The sequence below is a fragment of the Chryseobacterium arthrosphaerae genome, from assembly GCF_001684965.1.
GTDB lineage: Bacteria > Bacteroidota > Bacteroidia > Flavobacteriales > Weeksellaceae > Chryseobacterium > Chryseobacterium arthrosphaerae.
The window spans coordinates 1,842,878-1,864,012 of sequence record NZ_MAYG01000001.1 but is presented as its reverse complement, the minus strand read 5'-3'; the positions used below and the strand labels follow the sequence as shown (position 1 = coordinate 1,864,012).

Sequence of the window (21,135 nt, the reverse complement as noted above, 5' to 3'; positions counted from 1 at the left end):
TTTTAAAAACAAAAGCCTTGTCAGATGATCATGACAAGGCTTTGTTATATGAATACGTTTTTTATCTCTTAATGATCTTCTCAGTAAACGTCTGACGGTCTGTCCTGATCTGAATAATATACGTTCCTTTAATCAGATTCTTTAGATCTATAGATTGTTCTCCTTTCCTGAAAACGCCTGATTGTATCTTCTGGCCCGAAACTGAAAAAACAGAATACTCCAGCAGGTCTTCCGGACTCTCTATAAATACTTTATCATCTGCCGGGTTGGGGAATAATGTAAAACGGTTGCTCTGCAATGGATTTTCCCGGGTCGAAAGCAGGGAACAGTCAGAAGTAACTAATACTGTATTATTAAGCGTCTGTTTTACCTTGATACCGTAAGGTGAATTTACATCATCCACGCAGAAACCTCTTAATTGAGGCATGAACTGATAGTCCATGTTCGTAAGCCACGTCATATTATGATTATTACCATTTTTCATGTTAATGTACTGTACCTGCTGATTAGACATAAAATCCGCATAGGTAAGATTATGATTATTGCTTAGGTCTATAGCGGTAAAGAGATTATTGGCACTGTGAAAGTTTTTCAGTTTCACCAGAGGAGCGAGGTTTAAACTGGTAATATAGTTATTGCTGAAACTTAAAGTATGTAAATTGGCATTATTCGTAAAATCTAAATGCGTTAATGAAGAATCGTTGGCATTCAGCTCTTCTAAAAGTGTGAGATTGGACAGATCTATGCCACCTGAAAAATCGCAGTGATCTATGGCCAGATATTTTAATAAAGGATTGTTGCTGAGGTTCAGGGAAGTTATTGCGGTGGCCCCGATATTCAGCATACTTAATACCGGATTCATGCTTACATCTATGGAAGGAAGGTTTTTGTTTCCACCTAAAGTCAGTATTTTAAGCATTGGATTTTGGGTAACATTCAAAGAAGTTAAGCTGTTGGGTGAATTGGGATTTTGCTGGATAACCAGGGTTTCCAATAAAGGATTCTGGGTCACATTAATGGTATTGGGGCTGCTGTCATTAAGCCATAATGTTTTTAATACAGGATTTTGCGTCACATCCAAAGTGCTGACCCCTCCAATACCAAATTCACCGGCTATAAACAGTTCTTCGAGCAGAGGTTTATTGGTGAGGTCTATTGCAGCACCCTGGGATAACGTTACTGTTATCTTTTTTAACTGTGTTAAGCCTGTAAGGTTGATTGATGGTATGGCTGCACCGTAAAGCACAAGGTTGGTTAGTTGGGGACTCTGACTGAGGTTCACCGGCGAGGAAAGAGGGTTGTTCCTTATAAAGAGCATATTCAGATTGGTAAATGCCTCTATTCCGTCAATATTAGTGATACCGTAATTGGTGTCGATCATGATCAGCGTAGCGTTCTTAGCCTCCGTATTGGAGATTTCTCCATCCCCGTTGGCATCGTGGTAGGGAAGTAAGGCATTTTTAAAATTGGCATCCGTGAAACTCACATTTTGTGAAAAAAACAGAGCTGATGTCAGCAGGAAAAATGCAGAGTAGATTTTTAATTTCATGAAATATTAGTTTTGTGGTTATTTTCTCTCTAAATGTAGAAATATTGTTTTAAATGACAAATGATAGTTTTATTTTTATCATATTTATTTCTTTTAGCGAAAAATATTTCGAATTATGATAAACATGGAGTATTATGATAACATCCTGTAAAATCACTGTCAGTAGAAGTTATTCTAAAAGACATTTTTTTCCAATCTTTTGGCATGGTTTTTATTAATACCACCCGCAATTATCATAATAGACAGACAACATGAAAAAAACGATTGTATTCAGCGCAATGTTCCTTGGTTCCTTAGCTTTCGCACAGACAACACCGGTTTTAGGTGGCGATAAAGATGCCCATGGGTGTATTGGTTCAGCGGGATATACCTATTCACAAGTTAAGAAAGATTGTGTACGTACTTTTGAGCAGAAAATAAAATTAAAAGAGGTCGCTTCAAAAGGTGATTATATTTCAGCTGTTATTTTCAGTAAAGACATGAAGAAAGCTGAGGTTTTTGTTAAGGATGCAGAAGGAGGTAGCATTGTTCTTACCAGAACAGGAAAAGCAAAAGCCTGGAAAAAAGACGGATACGTATTAGCGCCTTTCAAAAAAAGCGGTTATCAGCTTAAAAAGGACAATATTGTTATCTATCAATAAAGTCAAAATATAAAAAGATTAAAGTCACTCGTTAGGGTGGCTTTTTTTATGAAGATATAAAAATAAAATTTCTCAAAATGTCAGAAAAGGCTACTGTCATTCGCAGTTTATCGTAGGATATTTAAGATTCATCACGAGACTTCAGAACCATATTCAAAGAACTTCTGTATACGGATAATGTTCATCCGGATAAAAAGCTATTGAGAAATAATGATTTTTGCAGCTAAAAATGAAATTAATATCTTTATTTTGTGAAATACTTTTACCAATTGAAAACATTAATAATTTAAATATGAAAAAACCAATTTTATTTACTTCGATGTTCCTTGCCTCTTTAGCTTTTGCTCAACAAAAAACTCCGGTTTTGGGCGGGGACAGGGATGTTCACGGATGTATCAACTCTGCAGGTTATACCTATTCTCAACTCAGAAATAACTGTGTAAGAGTTTTCGAACAGAAAATCAAATTAAAGGAAGTGACCTCGGATAAAAGCTCTGCTACAATGACAGCTGTTATTTTCAGTAAAGACATGAAAAAGGCTGAAATCTTTATCCCTGATGGAATGGCAAAGAGCATTATTCTTGAAAGAGAAGGAAAAGCTAAAATATGGAAAAGCGGAAGCTACATTAAAGAAACCTATGTTTTGATTCCCTATAAAAAAAGCTATCAGATTAAGAAAGACGATGTAACCATCTATCAATAAGACCTGATATCAGAAGATCATAGCCACCTGAAAGGGTGGTTTTTTTATGACTCAACGTTATCAGCAGAATATTCCTGCAAGCAACATTCAAAAAAAAATAATACGGTAGTTTTAGGTACAAGTAATATAAAATGAATAGGTTATGTTTTTTTGGCTGAAAAATATGTATATTGGTAATACCAAATTAAAGCAGAATCCGAAAAGCATATAGAGTAGGAAAAAATCAAAAAAATGTTATTATGAAAAACTTAAGAAAACTTTCAAAAAAAGAATTGAAAACAGTTCAGGGAGGTATCCCGATGTGCCTTTCAGGGTACTTCTGGTGTTCGTTTGTAAGAAAATGTATTCCTGTAGGATCACCTTGCGGACTTATTGATTAATTCTGATTCCGGAATAATAATGAAGAACAGGCCATCTTTTGAGATGGCCTGTTTTAATATAAAGCATTGTATATCCATAGCAACATAATCGCTCGCGGATTAAGCAGATTACGCTGATTTTCATTCTTTGAGTATGTTGAGGACAGAAAAACAATTCTTACAAATAAACAGCATTCAATTTTATCGGAGATAAGATCTTAGCGCCTTAAAAACAGAATAAAATAAACAATAGCGCCTTGGCGTTTTTCCAACAACATTCTTCCATCATTGGCAATAGAATCCGCTCGCAGATTAAGCTGATTACGCAGATTTTTCATTATTTCATGCGTTCTATATCATCTGTAACAACTTCAATAATATAATATATTCAAAGGCAACAGCAATACATCATAAAGATTAAAAATCATAAAAACTGTATTTTCATCTCTCACTGAAAAACCGTATTTTTGTACATCTAAAAAGTAAAAGAACGAATGAATTCCTACAAAAATCCATTGGAAGAGCGCTATTCCAGTGAAGAAATGTTGTTTAATTTCTCACACAATAACAAATTCCGTACCTGGAGAAAGCTTTGGATCGCTTTAGCTGAGATCGAAAAAGATTTAGGTCTTGAGATTACAGACGAGCAGATTGCTGAATTAAAAGCTAATGCTGAAAATATCGATTTTGATAAAGCAGCAGAATACGAAAAGAAATTCCGTCATGATGTAATGGCTCACGTTCACACCTATGGTGATGTGGCGCCTTCAGCAAAAGGAATTATTCACTTGGGAGCTACTTCAGCTTTTGTAGGAGATAATACAGACTTGATTCAGATCCGTGACGGACTTTTAATCCTGAAGAAAAAGTTGGTGAATGTAATGAAAAACTTAGCAGACTTTGCGATTCAGTACAAAGACCTTCCTACCTTAGGATTTACACACTTTCAGCCTGCACAGCTGACAACTGTAGGAAAAAGAGCAACGCTTTGGTTACAGAGTCTGGTTCTTGATATTGAAGAATTGGACTTCTTCCTTGAAACCCTTCGTTTCAGAGGAGTAAAAGGTACTACAGGAACCGCTGCAAGTTTCCTTGAACTGTTCAATGGAGATTATTCCAAAGTAAAACACTTAGACAAAGAACTTTCCAAAAGATTCGGTTTCGAAAAAGTGTTCGGAGTTTCAGGCCAGACTTATGATAGAAAGATTGATGCTAAAGTAGTGGCTTTATTAGGAAATATCGCTCAGTCTGCCCATAAATTCACCAACGATTTACGTTTACTTCAGAACCTTAAGGAAATTGAAGAGCCGTTCGAGAAAAACCAGATCGGTTCATCAGCAATGGCTTATAAGCGTAATCCAATGAGAAGTGAAAGAATCGGTGCATTGGCAAAATATGTAATGTCTTTGACGACAAGTTCTGCAATGGTTGCTTCTACACAATGGTTTGAAAGAACATTGGATGACTCTGCCAACAAGAGACTGACAATTCCTCAGGCGTTCCTTGCTGTAGATGCCATCTTATTGATCTGGAACAACATCATGAACGGAATTGTAGTATATCCGAACAGAATCAATAAGCATATTGAAGAAGAGCTTCCTTTCATGGCAACAGAATATATCATCATGGAAGAAGTGAAAGCCGGTGGTGACCGTCAGGAAATTCACGAAGTGATCAGAGTTCATTCTATGGAAGCTTCCAAAAAAGTGAAGGAAGAAGGAAAAGAAAATGACCTGATCGAAAGAATCTTAAACGATGATTCTTTAAAACTGGATAAATCAAAATTAAAAGAAGTTTTAGATCCGAAGAACTTTATCGGGTTTGCGCCGATTCAGACAGAAGAATTTGTCAAGAACGAAGTGCAACCGATTATAGACCAGAACAAAGATTTGATAGGATTAGAAGCTGATCTTAAAGTATAAAACAATATGCAGCCTTTTTGGGCTGCATTTTTTTTGATCGAATATGAAAAATTTCACATTCCTTATTGTGTTGTTATTTCCTGTGATTGTTATTTCTCAGGATTTGAAACCGAATAAAAAAATTAAATCAGCTGCAGATTTTGATCATGCTGTTTCCGGAGTTTCGGCTCCGATAAGTCTGGGCGATTTTTCCAGGACGGCATTATTTACAAATTCTAAAAACGATAGTGTTTTTGCGGCTGAATATGAAGATAACAGCAGAAATGAATGGTATAAATTTAAAATCATTCCAGCTTCTCTTGATGAAGAAAGACTTTTAAATCATTATTATAAAGAGTTAAAAGAAAGAAGATATGCTCTTAAAGAAAGTGAAAAAATAAATAAAGGGGTCAATATAAAAGAAGGAAAATTTAAACTTCATGGCATCAGTTCTTATTTTAGTCATCTTGATAGATTAATTAATGTAAGAGTTTACGATGCAGGATATTGGGTCCTTATTTCAGAAGCAGGTCAAAAAGGCAATGATACTTTAGCATTGGATAAAATTCAGGACCGGTTTTTAAACAAATTACAACCTGCCAAAATAGTTGAAAAAAATCCATTAACAAGATATGCTGATATTTTATATGCGCCCGTTGCTGCCCAGGATACATTATTATTAAGAATAACAATGAGTGGTGCAACCAATAAAATGAAGTGGATCTATGAGAATATTAATAAATATGAAAGAGCTTCCGGCGTTCCGGGAATTCTTTTAGAATATCAGATGGCAGGGATCAACGGTTTTATAGATTATAAAACACAAAAAAATCCCAGACCAATTAACGGAAATAACCCGGCGACAAGATTGATTTCTTTCTTTACAAAGCTTAGAAATGACGGTTTCACAGACGAATATTTAATGGAGCAGTACAATTATTTGTTAACTCCTCCTGAAAATCATCAGTTTGATTATGCTGGATATCAAAAATGGAAATTGGAAAATCCAATAGCCTATGATACTTCTCACAAGCTTTATCTTATTGTAAATTCACGTAGGAAAACTGATCTTAGCAAAGATGAATAATTTACTGCATCAATGTAATATAAGCACTTTCTGAATTGTTTTGTAATTGAATTGCGTAATCTCAAAATGGTAATATCTTCACACTGGATTATGATGAAAAAACTTCTTTTAATCATGGTATGGATCCCGATGATTTCTTTTTCTCAGCAGAAAGAAATTTTACGGTATTTTATTTCCAAAGACAGTTTAGTAGGCGTAAAAAACCAAAAAGGGAAGATCATCATTCCGGCAGAATTTAAAGATTATACAGGAATCAAAGACGGAGAATCAGTACCGGAAGGAATCGGAAATGAAACCATTCTCTTTACTGGTGGGAAAAGAAATGACAGATTTGAAAAAAATACCTTTGGATACGTGTATGACAGAAAAGGTAATTTTTTATACAAGCCTTATTTATTCGATAACGGAGCAGACTACTTCTCAGAAGGGCTCAGAAGGTTTGTGAAAAATGGAAAAATAGGATTTGCAGACCGCAGCGGGAAGACCGTTATTCAGCCCAGGCATGACTTTGCTTCCTCTTTTAATTACGGATATGCCGTATTCTGTAATGGCTGTGACTGGGAAAAAACAGATGATGAACATCCTGCAATAGTAGGCGGAATATGGGGAGTGATGAACATCAAAGGAGAAACTGTTCAGCCCCTTACACAACATTCCGGGAAAGATATTGATATTGATGGGAAATATTACCCCTATTCATTTCAATACAGTGAAAAGGAAAAGAATATCCTTCAATTCTTTGAAAAATATAATACAGTCATCTCAGCAATTCATTATGTGAATGTCTATAATGAAATGTCTGAAGAAGAAAAAAAACTGCTTTTTGAAATTGTAGAAAGGCCACAGGAGAACTTTCCGTATTATCAGATCAACACCTATGATAATAACAAAAGAAACTTAGCCGCATTTGATGATCTGAAGTTCTTTGTATCAGAAGATGGGAAAAAAGTTTATATCTTGAATTATGAAAATAAAATGATCCCTTTTGAAAAATGGCTGAAAGAGGAAATCAGACAGGCAGAAGAATACCAGAAAAAACATTCTAATAACCCCAATAAATTCAAAAATAACCAGAATTAAACCTAATGAGAAAAAATATACTTGTATGTATCTTTGCACTGGCATTTGCAAAGAACCATGCACAAAGTGAGAAAAAAGTATACTCAATCATAGATGCAGCTGCTCAGAAAGTAGCCGAAGAATCTAAAGCATATTCTGTTTCTGTTGGAATACTCAAAGACGGAAAAGTTTATACCAGGCACTTTGGTGAATTAGACAAAGGAAAAGGAAATAAAGCCAACGATGATACTTATTTTGCCATCGCTTCCGTTACCAAGCTTTTTACAGGCCAGCTGCTGGCCCAGGCAGTTCTGGAAGGGAAAGTAAATCTTGATGATGACGTACGTAAATACCTGAAAGGGTCTTACCCTAATTTAGAATACAATGGGGTCCCTATAAAAATAAGAAACTTAATCTCTTACGAAACGGCACTTCCTAGAAACCTTCCCAATGATGATGAATTAAGGAAAAATATGACGGATGAGACCCCTTTTCTTTATGAAAAGCTCAACAAAGGATATACAAAAGAAGACTTTAAAAAAGATCTTGCCACAGTTACATTAAAAATGGAACCAGGTAAAGAATATCAGTACAGTAATTTAAGCCTTGAGTTGGCAGGTCTTATGCTGGAAAATATTTACGGAAAAAGCTATGAAACCCTTTTGAAAGAAAATATCTTTTCAAAAGCTGGAATGAACCATACCAAACTGGAACTTGGTAAAAATGAAGCTCAGGCCAACGGATATCATGAAAATTTTCGTCTGATGCCCGTTCCGCAAAGCCTTTTATGGGGAGCAGGCGGCTCGAAAACCCAATCTACAATGGGAGATATGATGAAGTTCTTAAAAGAAGAGCTGAATCCGCAGGATAAGATCGTTCAGGAGTCCCAAAGAAATATTGACAATAGTAAAGAAGACTGGTATGGATATTTCTGGGATAAATATTTTATTACCGAATATGGTAAAACAGGTTTTAAACACGGCGGATCTTATGGGATAAATACCTTGTTTATCATATATCCTGAGCTGAATTTAGGGGTTTGTATGATTGTCAATATCAATGGACCCGAAACATTTTCCTCAATTTATAACGGCACCATGCGTTTGGTAGGTGACCTTATTGCAACCTCAGATAAAAAGGAGGTATATGGATATACGGTAAAAGGAGACAAGATCGTTTTTTCTTACACACATCCTGCCAATTTAAATCCGGAGCTTCTTCATACGGTCTCTTTGGTAGGAGATTTCAATAATTGGGATGCCGGGAAGAAAGAGTATCAGATGGTGAAAAAAGATAAAAACCATTACGAATTAGAGATTCCTGTATCCGGATTTGAAAAAGGGAAAACTTATCCTTTTAGATTTGTACTGAATAAAGAGGCATGGATGGAAGCTCCTAAAAATGCATCCAATAGTGTGGGGACCAAAGATATTAATCTGACCTTGGCATTATAAGAAAAAGAATGAGGTTAAAGAAAGTAAAAAGAGTAAATTTGTATTCCGGAATGAGGCCAATGCAGACAGAACAGAAAGTGTTCATCAGACAAAGGTTCTCTGAACTCAGAAAAGTAAAAGAAAAATAAATCTAATATTAAATAAAATCTGACATCTAATGTCTAATAACAAAAGAATTTTCGTAGAAAAAAGAGGAATTTTCGATGTTGAAAGTCCAAAAATTTTTGATGAAGTAAAAGCAGTTGTTCCGGCAATTCAAAGTGTGAAAGTCTACAATGTGTATGATATTTTTAATTTGAATGACGGGGAATTCGAAAAAGTAGTAAACAATACTTTCGTAGATCCTGTCACTGATATTTTACATACAGAAAACCCTGCAAAAAGCATCCATTTCGCAATGGAGTTTCTGCCCGGTCAGTATGATCAGAGAGCAGACTCTGCACAGCAGTGTATCGCTTTATTGACGGAGAATGAAAAATCAAAAGTAAGAAGTGGAAAGCTGATCGAATTTGAAGGCGTTTCAGAAGCTGATTTGGTAAAAATCAAAGACCTTTTGATCAATAAAGTAGAATCTCAGGAAAAAGACCTGTCTATACTGGATATTCCTGCTGATGAAACACCGTCTAAAGTTCTGATCCACGAAAACTTCATCAGTTTTAATGAGGCTGAACTTGAAAATTTCTATAACAGTCACGGTTTTGCATTAGGATTAGATGACCTGAAGTTCATTCAGGAGTATTTTAAAACTGAGGAAAGAAACCCTACAGAAACAGAACTGAAAGTATTAGACACCTACTGGAGCGACCACTGCCGTCACACTACTTTTGAAACAGAATTGTCAGACATTCAGTTTGAAGGGAAATTCAAACATACATTGGAAACCATTTTCAATGATTATATCGAAAAAAGAAAATTCCTGGGCCGTGAGCTGAAACCGATCTCCCTGATGGATTTGGCAACTGTTTGCGGGAAATATTTCCATAAAACAGGAAACCTTGACAACCTTGTCATCTCTGACGAGATCAATGCATGTACCATCCAGATCGAAGCAGAATACGACGGTAAAAAAGAACCATGGTATCTGTTATTCAAAAACGAAACCCACAACCACCCGACAGAAATTGAACCTTTCGGAGGAGCATCTACCTGTTTGGGAGGTGCCATCAGAGACCCTTTATCCGGAAGATCCTTTGTATTCCAGGCGATGAGGTTAACCGGTGCGGCAGACGTTCTGGAACCTGTAGACAAAACATTACCGGGTAAATTACCTCAGAAAACCATTACAAAACAGGCTGCCAACGGATATTCATCTTATGGTAACCAGATCGGATTGGCCACTACAATGGTCTCCGAAATTTACGACGAAGGCTACAAAGCCAAAAGAATGGAAGTAGGTTTCGTTACCGGAGCTGTTCCTGTAGATTGGGTAAGACGTGAAAAACCGGCTAACGGAGATTCTATCATTATCTTAGGAGGCGCAACAGGCCGTGATGGAGTAGGAGGAGCAAGCGGAAGTTCAAAAGAGCAGGACGAGACTTCCATCCACACCATGAGCTCTGAAGTTCAGAAAGGAAACGCCGTAGAAGAACGTAAGATCCAGAGATTATTCAGAAACCCTGAGCTGACAAGACTAATCAAAAAATCCAATGACTTTGGAGCAGGAGGTGTTTCTGTAGCCATCGGTGAAATTGCTGACTCTCTGGAAGTAAATCTTGATGTATTGCCATTAAAATACGAAGGATTAAACGGAACAGAGCTGGCCATTTCCGAATCTCAGGAAAGAATGGCGGTTGTGGTAGACCCGAAAGATAAAGAAAAGTTCATCAAATTCTGCGAAGCTGAAAATATCGTAGCAGTAGAAGTGGCGAAAGTTACAGATTCCGGAAGAATGCAGATGTTCTGGAAAGGAGATAAGATCGTTGACCTTTCAAGAGCATTCCTGGATACCAACGGGTGTTCAAAATCTCAGGAGGTGAAAATCAATCACCTCGAAGAAGTAAAACAAGAAACTAAGGAATTCAACGGAGAAAACTTCCTGAATACTTTAAAAGATAAAAACGTAGCTTCCCAAAAAGGACTGTTGGAAATGTTTGACTCTTCCGTAGGAGGAACAACCGTTGCCATGCCTTTAGGTGGAAAATACCAGCAGACCTTAATGGAAGGAAGTGTACAGACACTGCCAGTTTTAGGGGCAAAAGACATCAAAACCGTTTCTCTGGCAAGCTGGGGCTTCGATGCTGAAATCTCAAAACAAAACTCATTATTGGGGGCATCTTACGCTGTAGTAGAAAGTGTGGCGAAGATTGTTGCCATGGGAGGTGATTATAAAAATATCAGATTAAGCTTCCAGGAATATTTCGAAAAGCTTGGTCAGGCACCTGAAAAATGGGGTAAACCTTTAGCTTCCCTTTTGGGAGCTTATGACGCCCAGATCAACCTTGGGTTAGCAGCTATCGGAGGGAAAGACTCCATGAGTGGAACTTATCAGGATCTGAATGTACCTCCAACATTGATTTCTTTTGCCTGTGCTAACGGAGAAAAACAGAATATCATTTCCCCTGAATTTAAAACAGCGGGCAATAAAGTGTATTTCTTCAATCATGTAGCTCAGGAAAATGGCCTTCCGGACTATGATGCTTTGAAAAATGTGTACGAATTCATCTTTGAAAACATCAAATCAGGAAAAATTGTTTCTGTGAAAACCGTGAAAGACGGTGGGGTGGCAGTAGCATTGGCAAAAATGAGCTTCGGAAACAGATTGGGAGCTGAAATCAATGCGGATGAAAATACATTATTAGCTAAAAGCATCGGTAGCCTGATCATCGAAGCTAAAGAAGAATTAAGCAGCACATCCCTTCAGTTAATCGGAGAAGTAAAAGACTCGGGAATCCTGAAAATAAACAACCTCGAATCCCGTATTCAGGATCTCGAATCCGCTTACACAGGGACATTCGAAAACCTTTTCCCAACAGCAGAAAAAGAAAAGATTACGGTTGAAATTGATGAAAAATCAAATTCAATTAACCCTAGAAATATCATCATCAAAAAACACGGGATTGCACAGCCTAAAGTATTTGCACCGGTATTCCCGGGAACAAACTGCGAGTATGATACGCTGAATGCATTCCAGAAAGAAGGAGCTGTCGTAAGCAGTCTGCCTCTGATCAATATCAATCACCAATTGCTGGATGAAAGTATTGATGCCTGGGTAGAAGAGATCAGAACCTCTCAGATTTTAGCATTCTCAGGAGGTTTCTCGGCAGGAGACGAGCCGGATGGTTCTGCAAAATTCATTGTCAACGTTTTAAAGAATGAAAAGATGAAAAATGCAGTTCATGAATTATTAGACAGAGACGGTATGATCATTGGAATCTGTAACGGATTCCAGGCTTTGGTTAAATCCGGACTGTTACCTTACGGAAGAATCAAGGATCTGGATGAAAACGCTCCTACTTTAGCTCACAATGCCATCAGAAGACATATTTCCCAGATGGTGACTGTAAAAGTAGTGAACGATGAAAGCCCATGGTTAAAAGGAATGAAAGGTCAGACCTTCACCATTCCGATTTCTCACGGAGAAGGCCGCTTCATGGCTTCAGAAGAAGAGATCAAAAAGCTGTATGAAAACGGGCAGATTGCAACCCAGTACATTGATTTTGATGGAAATATTGCCCACGGAATGCCATTTAACCCAAACAATTCATTATTCGGAATCGAAGGAGTTACCAGCCCATGTGGAAAGATCTACGGAAGAATGGGACACCCGGAACGTTTCACGGATGGTCTTATGAAAAACATACCCACTGCGAATTACCACAATATATTCAAAAACGGTGTTGAATACTTCAAATAACAATACAGAAAAAATGATCGTCATCCATGGCGGTCATTTTTCGTCTTTAGAAGGTTTCTATGAAGAAGCTTCCAATGTTTTGATGAAAAATACAGATTGGAAAATAGGAACTTTGGACGGTTTTGATGATATCCTTTACGGAGGTTTCGGAGTCTTTGAAAATAATGAGCCAATTGAGATCGTATGGAAAGAATCTCAGAAATCAGCTGAAGACCTGGGAATAAAAGCTACCCGGGAATTTTACGGAAACAAGATCAGGCAGGGAAAACCTTTCAACATAAAGCTGTTACAGCAGAAACTGGATGATTTAATGGAAGGGAAAGGGCAGACGCTGTTTGAAATCCTGGTAGAGATTATTCAATCCCACGCAAATATTCAACTGGTGTTAGCATAGCGAATAGAAATAATACAACTTTTGTGTCAGGAAGTGATGTGAAATTTTAAACCATTAAGAAAAATGAAGGCTTTAAGGAAAGTTAAGCTTCATCCAGGATGAAAATTTAAGGTGTTGCTTAAAAAAATAGCTTCAGCTGTTTCCTTATCTTCTCTTAATCCCTTAAAAAAGCTTAATGGTTCAAGAAATATTTTTAATATGATTCTATCCAAAAAAAATTCCCGCAGATTACACAGATTTACCAGATTTTATCTTACTTTGAATAATATTTAAATGCTTTGTATAAGCACAGAACAAAAAGAATTAACTGAATGAAGAAAATAATATATGGTCTGTTCTTTGGAGACAGTATAACCTATGGAGAGTATGACGGTGTCTTTGGGGGCTGGGTAGATATTCTGAAAAGATATGCCCTTCAGAAATTTCATGAAGGAAATGGTGATGAATTGATTTTATTCAATTTAGGCATCGGTGGAGAAACTACGGATGGACTCCTGAAAAGAATGCCTGTGGAGCTTGAAGCAAGAAATTCTGCTGATGGAAATTTGATTTTTATAAGCTATGGTGCCAATGATCTTGCTAAAAAAGAAGGTGTACAGGTTGTAGAGGCAGAAAAATTTAAAAACAATATCATCACGGCTGTTCATCATGCCCAACGGTTTTCCAAAGATATTTATCTGGTAAGCATCCTTCCCGTTTCTAAGAATATTGATGGAGTAGTGGTAGGTTCAGGGAAGCTGAGAACCAATGAAGAAGTGATTGTGTATAATGATATTCTTAAGAGTATTGCCGCAGATTATGCTCTGGGTTATATTGATTTTCATGCGGCATTGCTGGAAGATAAAGAGGTCCTGCTTTCTGCGGACGGTGTTCATCCCAATGAAAAAGGTTATGGAATGATGGCTGAAACAGCAATACCAATCATTGAAAAATATCTGTAATGGCATTGTTATTTTCTTACGGAACCCTGCAGAAAGAGCAGGTGCAGCTTGAAACATTTGGAAGGATCTTGCACGGTGAAAAAGACATACTGTCCGGATATCAGCTTACTATGCTTGAAATTACTGATCCGGAAGTGCTTCGTAAAAGCGGGCAGAAATACCATCCTGTGCTGAGGTTTTCTGGAAATGAAGAAGATCAGGTGGAAGGAGTGCTTTTTGAAGTGACTGATGCAGAAATTCTTCAGGCCGATGCATATGAAGTAGACGACTATAAAAGGATAGAAACAACTTTTAAATCAGGAAAAAGAGGATTTATTTATGTAGGAAAATGATCGCTTTTCCTGCATTTAATTCCCCCATTCATAAAAGTAAAGCCTGTCAGATCTGTTACCGACAGGCTTTTTAAAAAATCTATGATCTATATGACAAAGTTGCTTTCACTATTACCAGACGTGAACCCACAGATCACCTCCTACAGTAAAGGCTTCGGCCTTAAACGCATAACCGACGCCATTCTGTGTGGCGGTACCGTTTATACTGGAAGGTACACCGCTGCAGCTGGGATAAAATCCTACTGAACCTCCTAATGTCGGAGTCATTGTTCCCGGTACATACGGAGCTTCTGTAAGCTGAAACTTGATATAGCCCCATCCATGAGTATTGGAAATAGCCGGCGGAATCTGGTCACCAGGACCACCGGACCACATATCAATAGGAAAAGGATGTGGCGGATTGGCTGTAGACATACTGGCAGCAAACGTAGTATACATAGTTTTGGCTCCCGGCGGAAGTTTTACTACATCCATCGCCTGCATTCCATTGCCGCATGCGGATGGGTTTTCTGTGAAAACAGTAAATTCAAGATTCAGTTTGTGGTAACTGTCATCGTTGAATACATGCATGTTTCCATAATTATTTTGAGCAAAAGAAACAGTGGCAATGCATACACCAAAAATAGCGGTAAATATCTTTTTCATGATTAATTGTTTTGAATGACGTGGTTGACTTGATTGATTTTGTTGATCTTTTCATTGTAGATCTTTACAGCCCAGGTAAGGATCTTGTCCCGGTCTCCCTGTGTATTTTTGGTAATTTCTTTATTCGAAACTCCTGTAGATTTGATCAGTTCCAAAGCGGAGGGTATAAGAATATCCTTGCGGCGGTCACTGAGCTCAAGAGACTTCTGATTTCTCATTTCCTCAGGAGTGGCACGGTTTTCGGGAAGCGAAAGACTTTTTATTGATTTTTCAAAATTTAAAACCTCTTCACTCTTTTTTTGCTCACTCATGTTGAGTGCTGTACCTTCAGTATTACACGAAATGAACAGAGCCAGCATGAGCACATACAATAGTTTGCTTTTCATATATAAAAATTATTATTGGATTTCAACAAATATATTGATTTTTTATATATCATTTAGATGTGATAAATAAAATTTTCTAAAAAATTAAATTAATATTGTAAAATATTATCAATTTATAATTAAATTAAGGAAAAAAATAATTTCGCTCTCCGGCAGAATTAAAAAACGGCTGCTGACATACACTTGTCACAACAGGAGCCTATATTTGCCGGACAACAAAAGATCAGACAATGAATAACATGAAAGTGGAACCTTTTAAGGTCATTGGAATTGCAGTAAGAACAACCAATGAAAATAACCAGGCAGCAAAAGATATCCCGGTACTTTGGGAAAAATTTATGAGCGAAGACATTCTGAATGCCATTCCCAATAAGATTGATACTGTGGTCTATTCCATTTATACGGATTACGAGAAAGATCATACGAAGCCCTATACTACAGTGCTCGGCTGTAAAGTGGAAAATCTTGATCATATTCCTGAAGGAATGGTGGGGAAATCTTTTGAAGGAGGAAATTATATCAGGTTTACTCCAAAAGGAAATCTAGCTGAAGGTTTGGTCATCAATGAATGGAATAAGATCTGGAATATGGATCTGGGGCGGGTATTTACAGCGGATTTTGAAATTTACGGAGAGAAAGCCCGGAATCCGTCAGAGGCGGAGGTAGATATTTTAATTGCTGTAGAGTAAAAGGTCAGTTAACCTTAACTATTAAAGTCAGAGTTGTAATGAACTGCTTCTGCGTCTATATTTTTCTTACATTCTTCAATAAAAAAGCCTGCTGTCAGAAAATGATAAGCAGGCTTTGTGTATTTTTAATAAAAGTATTTACTTGAAATAAACATATTTGATGTAGTCATTCACCCCATCAGCATTGAAATCCTGATTGACAGGAGCTAAATATGTAAGTTTACTGGAAGAAAGCTCTAAAACTGAATTTTCAATGTTGTTGATCGTAAGCTTCATCGTCACCGGATCATATTGATAAGATGAGGTCATTTCTGTTTTCTCACAATTAGAGTTCACCGTATTGTAATCGATCATTGCATACTTACCGTCATTCTTGAATTCATAAGTACTTTTTTTCTTACAGTCATCAGGAAGAGTCTCACTGATCACAGTCGTCTTGTCTTTCCCTGAAATCTGATACTGAGTTTGTATTTTCCACGTTCCAACTATAATGGAGTTGCTGTAGTCCGGAATATCGTTATAGTCAGGCAAATTATCATCTCCCGTACTGCATGATGAAAGAGCCCCTGCTGCTAAGATTCCTACTAAAAACTTTTTCATAAAATTAATTTTTGGCGAACTTAATGAAAATTATCAAATTATCCGGTTTATTTGTTAAGTTTTATAAAAAAATTAAGAAAAAATAAGACTTCGTATTGCTGTCATAATCAGCTGAAAATATACTTCGGATAAATGATAACTCCAATAATAACGGCAGCAATAGCCATCAGAATTACAGCTCCGGCAGAAATATCTTTAATGAACCCGATTCTCGGATCAAAATCAGGCTGAATGAGGTCACAGATTCTTTCAATGGCGGTATTGAAAATCTCAGCACTTAAAACAGCAGCTGAAACCAGAAGAATCAGCGCAGCATCAGTTCCGGAAAGATTAAAATAAAAAATAAGAAAGAGGTTGATAAAGAAGGCTGCAAGCTCAATCTGAAAATTCCTTTCCGTTTTTATCATGGCCAAAACACCCCGGAATGCATTCAGAAAACTTTTATGGAGCGGAGGTTTTTGCATTATTGTTAAACTTTTATCACAAAGATAGGTTTTGTATTTTGATTATAATTTTTTATCTGCTATATTTGAAATATAAGATTAAGAAGAGAGAGTAATTTATAGACGTATTTTTTTAAACAAAATAAAAGGCTGAGAAATCTGACCATAACTTCCACTCTGAAAACAGGTTGATGATGTTTGTTAAAAACTCCTCCGGATTATTCTTTTCTTTATTGTATGTATTTATTATATTTGTAGAAACTTATTTTATAAATCTATGAAATTTATTATTTCAAGTGGTGAACTGCAGAAGGCTTTGCAAACTGTAAGTGGCGTAATATCAAGCTCTCAATCGAGACCTATTTTAGAAAACTATCTTTTTGAACTAGACGGAAATAATGTTACCATTACAGCATCTGACGGCGAGACGACTCTTGTTACTTCTTTGGAAGTGAAGTCTGATGACTCAGGTAAATTTGCGGTTCCTGCTAAAATTTTTCAGGATTTTATCAAGACCTATGGTGAACAGCCTCTGACATTTGTTGTAAAAGACAATGCAGAAGGAACCGGAAGCCAGCTTGAGATTTTAGATGAAAAAGACAATTTCGCAGTAGCATTAGATAATGCGGACGACTATCCGGAACTGCCTGAGTTCGATGCTTCACAAAGCGTGACCATGCCGGCAGGAGTATTGTCAGAAGCACTTACCAACACTCTTTTTGCAACGAGTAACGACTCTCTTCGCCCGGTAATGACAGGTGTTCTGTTCCAGTTTGGAGAAAATGAAACCAATTTCGTTTCTACAGACTCCCACAGACTCGTGGTATACAAAAGAGCAGATCTTATGAATGCTGAGCCAATGGAATTTATCATGCCAAAAAAACCTTTGAATATTTTCAAAAATATCCTGGCAAGCTCTAATGAAGACGTGAAAATCGACTTCAATGAGAATATGGCTAAATTTACTTTCGGTAAACATATCTGGATCTGTAGATTAATCGATGGGAAATATCCGAACTATACTGCGGTAATTCCTAAAGAAAATCCAAATGTACTGACCATCAACAGAAACCTTCTGTTGGGAGCGATCAAAAGAGCATCTATCATGTCAAATAAATCTACCAATCAGGTGAGATTCAAGCTTTCAGGAAATATTCTTCACCTTCATGCAGAAGATACTGAATATGCAAACAAAGCAGACATGCAGATTCCTTGTGACTATAACGGAGAAGATATCAATATCGGGTTCAGTTCAAAATTCTTAACTGAAATGCTGACGATCCTGGGTTCTGATGATATCACCATGAAAATGTCTCAGCCTAACAGACCGGGGATCATTGAGCCTCTTGACGGTCTTGAAGAAAATGAAAATATCTTAATGTTATCAATGCCGGTAATCGGGTTGTAATACAAAAAAAGAATATCATATAAAGAGGTTTTGAAATTCAAAGCCTCTTTTTTATGTTGATAGTATGAAAAAAATATTGATAGCCGGTTTATTATTACAGTTTATTACTCTGCTTTCCCAGAAAAATATCAGAATATATCACGAGAAAAAAGGCGATACTTTAACCCTTTATGCAGATAACCTGGAGACCTATCCGATGTCATTGGTATTTTCAGGCTCTCCGGAAGTTGAAAATATGAAGATTCCTGTACTCTTTAAAAAGATACAGGTAGTTTCTGCGCAATCCAAAAAGAATACGATAGCTTATTTTGTGGTTGACGATAAGACAAAAGGATGGAAAGTGAAAAAGGTTCCGGGATATGTAATGTACATCGGTGATGTCACACTGAAAAATTATCATAAAGAGTACCAATATGACCTGCCTTTCAGAAAAGGGAAGTCTTTTAACGTCTATCAGGGATATAATGGCAGCTTTTCCCATCAAAATGAAAACTCTGTAGATTTTTCCATGCCGGAAGGAACTGAAATAATTGCTGCCAGGGAAGGAGTAGTGGTAGACTTTGTAAGCCATAATAATAAAGGCTGCCCTACAAGAAACTGCATTGATCAGGCGAATTATATTACCATTTTACATCCGGACGGAACTTTTGCCCAATATTATCATTTAAAGCAAAACGGAATTAAAGTAAATATTGGAGATCAGGTAAAGAAAGGAGATATGATCGGGTTGAGCGGAAATACAGGCTGGAGCAAAGGTCCGCATTTACATTTTGTATGCTACCTTCCCAGAGTAGAAGAAGAGAAATACAGGGAAACCCTAAAGACCCTTTTCAGAACAGGTAATGGAACTAAAGCAGAATTTTTGGTTGAGAAAAAAACGTATTCAAAAGGATATTAAAAAAATACGGGGTTAAGAAACGCAGATAACTCTGATTTTATACATTATATTTTCCGATTTTTGTTTCAATCTTTCAGAAATACTTTGTAAATCATGGAAATAAGAATAGAGACCCCTTCCATTTCATATTTTTCTTCAGAATCTGTGACTGAAAACTATCGTGTTGTTCTATGGAAAGGTTCCGGTGTTTTTTGCGTGGATGATATCAATTATGCCTACTCTGGACATACTATTTTATTTCTTGCTCCTTATCAGAAGCTGAAACTGATTCCGGAAACTGATGAAAATGTCAATGTGCTGTTCTTTCACGGTGATTTTTACTGTATAGAATACCATAAAGAAGAAGTAGCCTGTAACGGTTTGCTTTTCAATAACATCTATTTAAATCCGGGAGTAGCCCTTACAAAAGAAAATTATGAATATATTCTGGAACTTTTTAACCACATCAAAAAAGAAAAATCAGAAAAGCACCCGTTTTCCGAATCCATTATTAAGACCTATATACAGCTGATCCTTGCTATTGGCAGTAAACAGAAAAGCAGTCCCGGGAATGATACGGTATCTCATGATAAACTGCCTAATAAAAATGCTGCTGAATTTCAGAAATTACTGGAGATCCATTTTAAAAGTGAAAAAGAACTTGCATTTTACAGTGATAAACTTAATATAACCAATAACACCCTAAGTAAAGCTGTAAAGAAAGAGTTTTCTAAAACACCTACCCAGCTGATCAATGAAAGAATTATCCTGGAAGCTAAAAAACTTCTTCACCTTACGTATCGCTCCGTAAAAGAAATTGCTTCGGAGCTGGGATTCTCTGATGAATTTTATTTCAGCAGGTATTTCAAAAAAGCAGTGGGGTGTTCTCCCAGGAATTACAGGGAGAAGGTCGGGATTTCCATTGTGGCGAAAATGTCCATGTAATGTCCTCAAATATCTATGGTAAAGCATTCTGTCTATGGATACCTTTGTTAAAAAAAGTAAACATATGCAGAACAATAGAGTATACAATCAGTTATTAAAGCTCGATACGTATTTTTTTAACTTCCTTAGAATTTCAGTTTTTATTGTGATGGCCTGGATTGGCGGGTTAAAAGCATACCAATATGAAGCTGACGGAATTGTACCCTTTGTAGCCAACAGCCCTTTAATGAGTTTTTTCTATAAAAATGCAGGAAATAAAGTATTGAATGAAGATCAGAAACTTGTTTCGGAATATACCCTTTATAAAAATCCGGAAGGGAAAGTGGTAAAGAAAAATATAGACTGGCATAAAGAAAACGGAACATATCGCTTTTCCTATGGTCTGGGAACAGTGATCCTATTGATCGGTACTATGGTTCTGCTGGGTATATGGTTCCCTAAAATAGGAGCTGCGGGAGGTTTGTTAACTTTCTTCATGTCGATGGTAACCCTGTCATTTCTGATCACAACTCCGGAGGTATATGTTCCCAATCTTGGTGGTGATTATCCTACGCCGCAGTATGGATTCCCTTATTTATCAGGTGCCGGGCGTCTGGTGCTGAAAGATATTATCATGATGGCGGGCGGACTGATCCTTTTTTCTGATAGCTTAAAAAAGGTAATTAAACTGTCTGTAGTATAAAATTAACCTTAAAGCTTCTTTTGGCGAATTGTATTTTGTGCTGAATCAGAGAATGGCAATGGAGTGATTTATTCTATATGCACAAGATGAATTAACAAAAATTAATTGTCTTAAAATCGCTCTGAAATTTCTGTATTTCTCAAAAAAACACGACATTTGTACCTCGAAAAATCGCCCGGTATGTTGG

General features: G+C 36.8%; 21 protein-coding genes. 16 read left to right on the top strand and 5 right to left on the bottom strand.

What is annotated here, in order from left to right; genetic code table 11:
- Window positions 1-61: 61 nt before the first annotated feature.
- On the bottom strand, window positions 62-1,549 hold the full coding sequence (locus BBI00_RS08580; RefSeq protein ID WP_065398368.1) for a T9SS type A sorting domain-containing protein: 1,488 nt from the start codon (window positions 1,547-1,549) through the stop codon (window positions 62-64).
- Window positions 1,550-1,800: 251 nt separating this feature from the next.
- On the opposite strand from BBI00_RS08580, the gene BBI00_RS08575 reads away from it, so the two are divergent.
- The 11 genes from BBI00_RS08575 to BBI00_RS08530 all read left to right on the top strand — a co-directional run bounded on the left by BBI00_RS08575 (window position 1,801) and on the right by BBI00_RS08530 (window position 14,273).
- Window positions 1,801-2,190: a hypothetical protein gene (locus tag BBI00_RS08575; RefSeq protein WP_065398367.1), complete on the top strand. Its 390-nt coding sequence runs from the start codon at window positions 1,801-1,803 to the stop codon at window positions 2,188-2,190.
- A 292-nt stretch (window positions 2,191-2,482) separates the two neighbouring features.
- Window positions 2,483-2,893 carry a hypothetical protein gene (locus BBI00_RS08570; RefSeq protein WP_065398366.1) on the top strand — a complete coding sequence of 137 codons (411 nt, stop codon included), beginning with the start codon at window positions 2,483-2,485 and terminating at the stop codon, window positions 2,891-2,893.
- Window positions 2,894-3,132: 239 nt separating this feature from the next.
- Window positions 3,133-3,273 (top strand): bacteriocin-like protein, encoded by a 141-nt coding sequence (locus BBI00_RS23065; RefSeq protein WP_123842611.1) that lies wholly within the window; start codon window positions 3,133-3,135, stop codon window positions 3,271-3,273.
- Between the two features lie 473 nt (window positions 3,274-3,746).
- On the top strand, window positions 3,747-5,174 hold the full coding sequence (gene purB / locus BBI00_RS08565) for an adenylosuccinate lyase (protein WP_047096071.1): 1,428 nt from the start codon (window positions 3,747-3,749) through the stop codon (window positions 5,172-5,174).
- Between the two features lie 43 nt (window positions 5,175-5,217).
- Complete coding sequence (locus BBI00_RS08560) at window positions 5,218-6,240, top strand: hypothetical protein (RefSeq protein ID WP_065398365.1); 1,023 nt, start codon at window positions 5,218-5,220, stop codon at window positions 6,238-6,240.
- A gap of 90 nt (window positions 6,241-6,330) precedes the next feature.
- A complete protein-coding gene (locus BBI00_RS08555) occupies window positions 6,331-7,320 on the top strand; it encodes a WG repeat-containing protein (protein WP_228394740.1) in 990 nt (329 codons plus the stop codon).
- Between the two features lie 5 nt (window positions 7,321-7,325).
- Entirely contained in the window at window positions 7,326-8,753 is a 1,428-nt protein-coding gene (locus BBI00_RS08550) for a serine hydrolase (protein ID WP_065398364.1), read from the top strand.
- 157 nt (window positions 8,754-8,910) lie between these two features.
- A complete protein-coding gene (locus BBI00_RS08545) occupies window positions 8,911-12,606 on the top strand; it encodes a phosphoribosylformylglycinamidine synthase (protein WP_065398363.1) in 3,696 nt (1,231 codons plus the stop codon).
- The gene (locus BBI00_RS08540; RefSeq protein ID WP_083988460.1) at window positions 12,587-13,000 is read left to right on the top strand and encodes a ribonuclease inhibitor; all 414 of its coding nucleotides are present in this window, start codon (window positions 12,587-12,589) and stop codon (window positions 12,998-13,000) included. The genes BBI00_RS08545 and BBI00_RS08540 overlap by 20 nt, the downstream gene beginning before the upstream one ends.
- A 311-nt stretch (window positions 13,001-13,311) precedes the next feature.
- Entirely contained in the window at window positions 13,312-13,941 is a 630-nt protein-coding gene (locus tag BBI00_RS08535) for an SGNH/GDSL hydrolase family protein (protein ID WP_083988459.1), read from the top strand.
- Window positions 13,941-14,273, top strand: a complete 333-nt coding sequence (locus BBI00_RS08530; protein ID WP_065398362.1) for a gamma-glutamylcyclotransferase family protein — start codon at window positions 13,941-13,943, stop codon at window positions 14,271-14,273. The genes BBI00_RS08535 and BBI00_RS08530 overlap by 1 nt, the downstream gene beginning before the upstream one ends.
- 111 nt (window positions 14,274-14,384) lie before the next feature.
- On the opposite strand, the gene BBI00_RS08525 is transcribed toward BBI00_RS08530, so the two are convergent.
- Together BBI00_RS08525 and BBI00_RS08520 are read right to left on the bottom strand one after the other, a co-directional pair.
- Window positions 14,385-14,918 carry a hypothetical protein gene (locus tag BBI00_RS08525; protein WP_123902243.1) on the bottom strand — a complete coding sequence of 178 codons (534 nt, stop codon included), beginning with the start codon at window positions 14,916-14,918 and terminating at the stop codon, window positions 14,385-14,387.
- A gap of 2 nt (window positions 14,919-14,920) precedes the next feature.
- Window positions 14,921-15,304, bottom strand: coding sequence for a hypothetical protein (locus BBI00_RS08520; protein WP_123902242.1), 384 nt, complete (start codon window positions 15,302-15,304; stop codon window positions 14,921-14,923).
- Between the two features lie 230 nt (window positions 15,305-15,534).
- On the opposite strand from BBI00_RS08520, the gene BBI00_RS08515 reads away from it, so the two are divergent.
- A complete protein-coding gene (locus tag BBI00_RS08515; protein WP_065398359.1) occupies window positions 15,535-15,993 on the top strand; it encodes a GyrI-like domain-containing protein in 459 nt (152 codons plus the stop codon).
- Between the two features lie 138 nt (window positions 15,994-16,131).
- On the opposite strand, the gene BBI00_RS08510 is transcribed toward BBI00_RS08515, so the two are convergent.
- Both BBI00_RS08510 and BBI00_RS08505 read right to left on the bottom strand, forming a co-directional pair.
- Complete coding sequence (locus BBI00_RS08510; RefSeq protein WP_065398358.1) at window positions 16,132-16,593, bottom strand: lipocalin family protein; 462 nt, start codon at window positions 16,591-16,593, stop codon at window positions 16,132-16,134.
- 107 nt (window positions 16,594-16,700) lie between these two features.
- On the bottom strand, window positions 16,701-17,057 hold the full coding sequence (locus tag BBI00_RS08505) for a diacylglycerol kinase family protein (RefSeq protein ID WP_065398357.1): 357 nt from the start codon (window positions 17,055-17,057) through the stop codon (window positions 16,701-16,703).
- Between the two features lie 256 nt (window positions 17,058-17,313).
- On the opposite strand from BBI00_RS08505, the gene dnaN reads away from it, so the two are divergent.
- The 4 genes from dnaN (at window position 17,314) to BBI00_RS08485 (ending at window position 20,948) form a co-directional block, all read left to right on the top strand.
- Window positions 17,314-18,444 carry a DNA polymerase III subunit beta gene (dnaN, locus tag BBI00_RS08500; protein ID WP_065398356.1) on the top strand — a complete coding sequence of 377 codons (1,131 nt, stop codon included), beginning with the start codon at window positions 17,314-17,316 and terminating at the stop codon, window positions 18,442-18,444.
- Window positions 18,445-18,508: 64 nt separating this feature from the next.
- Window positions 18,509-19,342 (top strand): M23 family metallopeptidase, encoded by an 834-nt coding sequence (locus tag BBI00_RS23720; RefSeq protein ID WP_065398355.1) that lies wholly within the window; start codon window positions 18,509-18,511, stop codon window positions 19,340-19,342.
- A 93-nt stretch (window positions 19,343-19,435) separates the two neighbouring features.
- Window positions 19,436-20,266 carry an AraC family transcriptional regulator gene (locus BBI00_RS08490; RefSeq protein ID WP_065398354.1) on the top strand — a complete coding sequence of 277 codons (831 nt, stop codon included), beginning with the start codon at window positions 19,436-19,438 and terminating at the stop codon, window positions 20,264-20,266.
- A 64-nt stretch (window positions 20,267-20,330) separates the two neighbouring features.
- On the top strand, window positions 20,331-20,948 hold the full coding sequence (locus BBI00_RS08485) for a DUF417 family protein (protein ID WP_065399676.1): 618 nt from the start codon (window positions 20,331-20,333) through the stop codon (window positions 20,946-20,948).
- The last annotated feature ends 187 nt before the right edge of the window (window positions 20,949-21,135 follow it).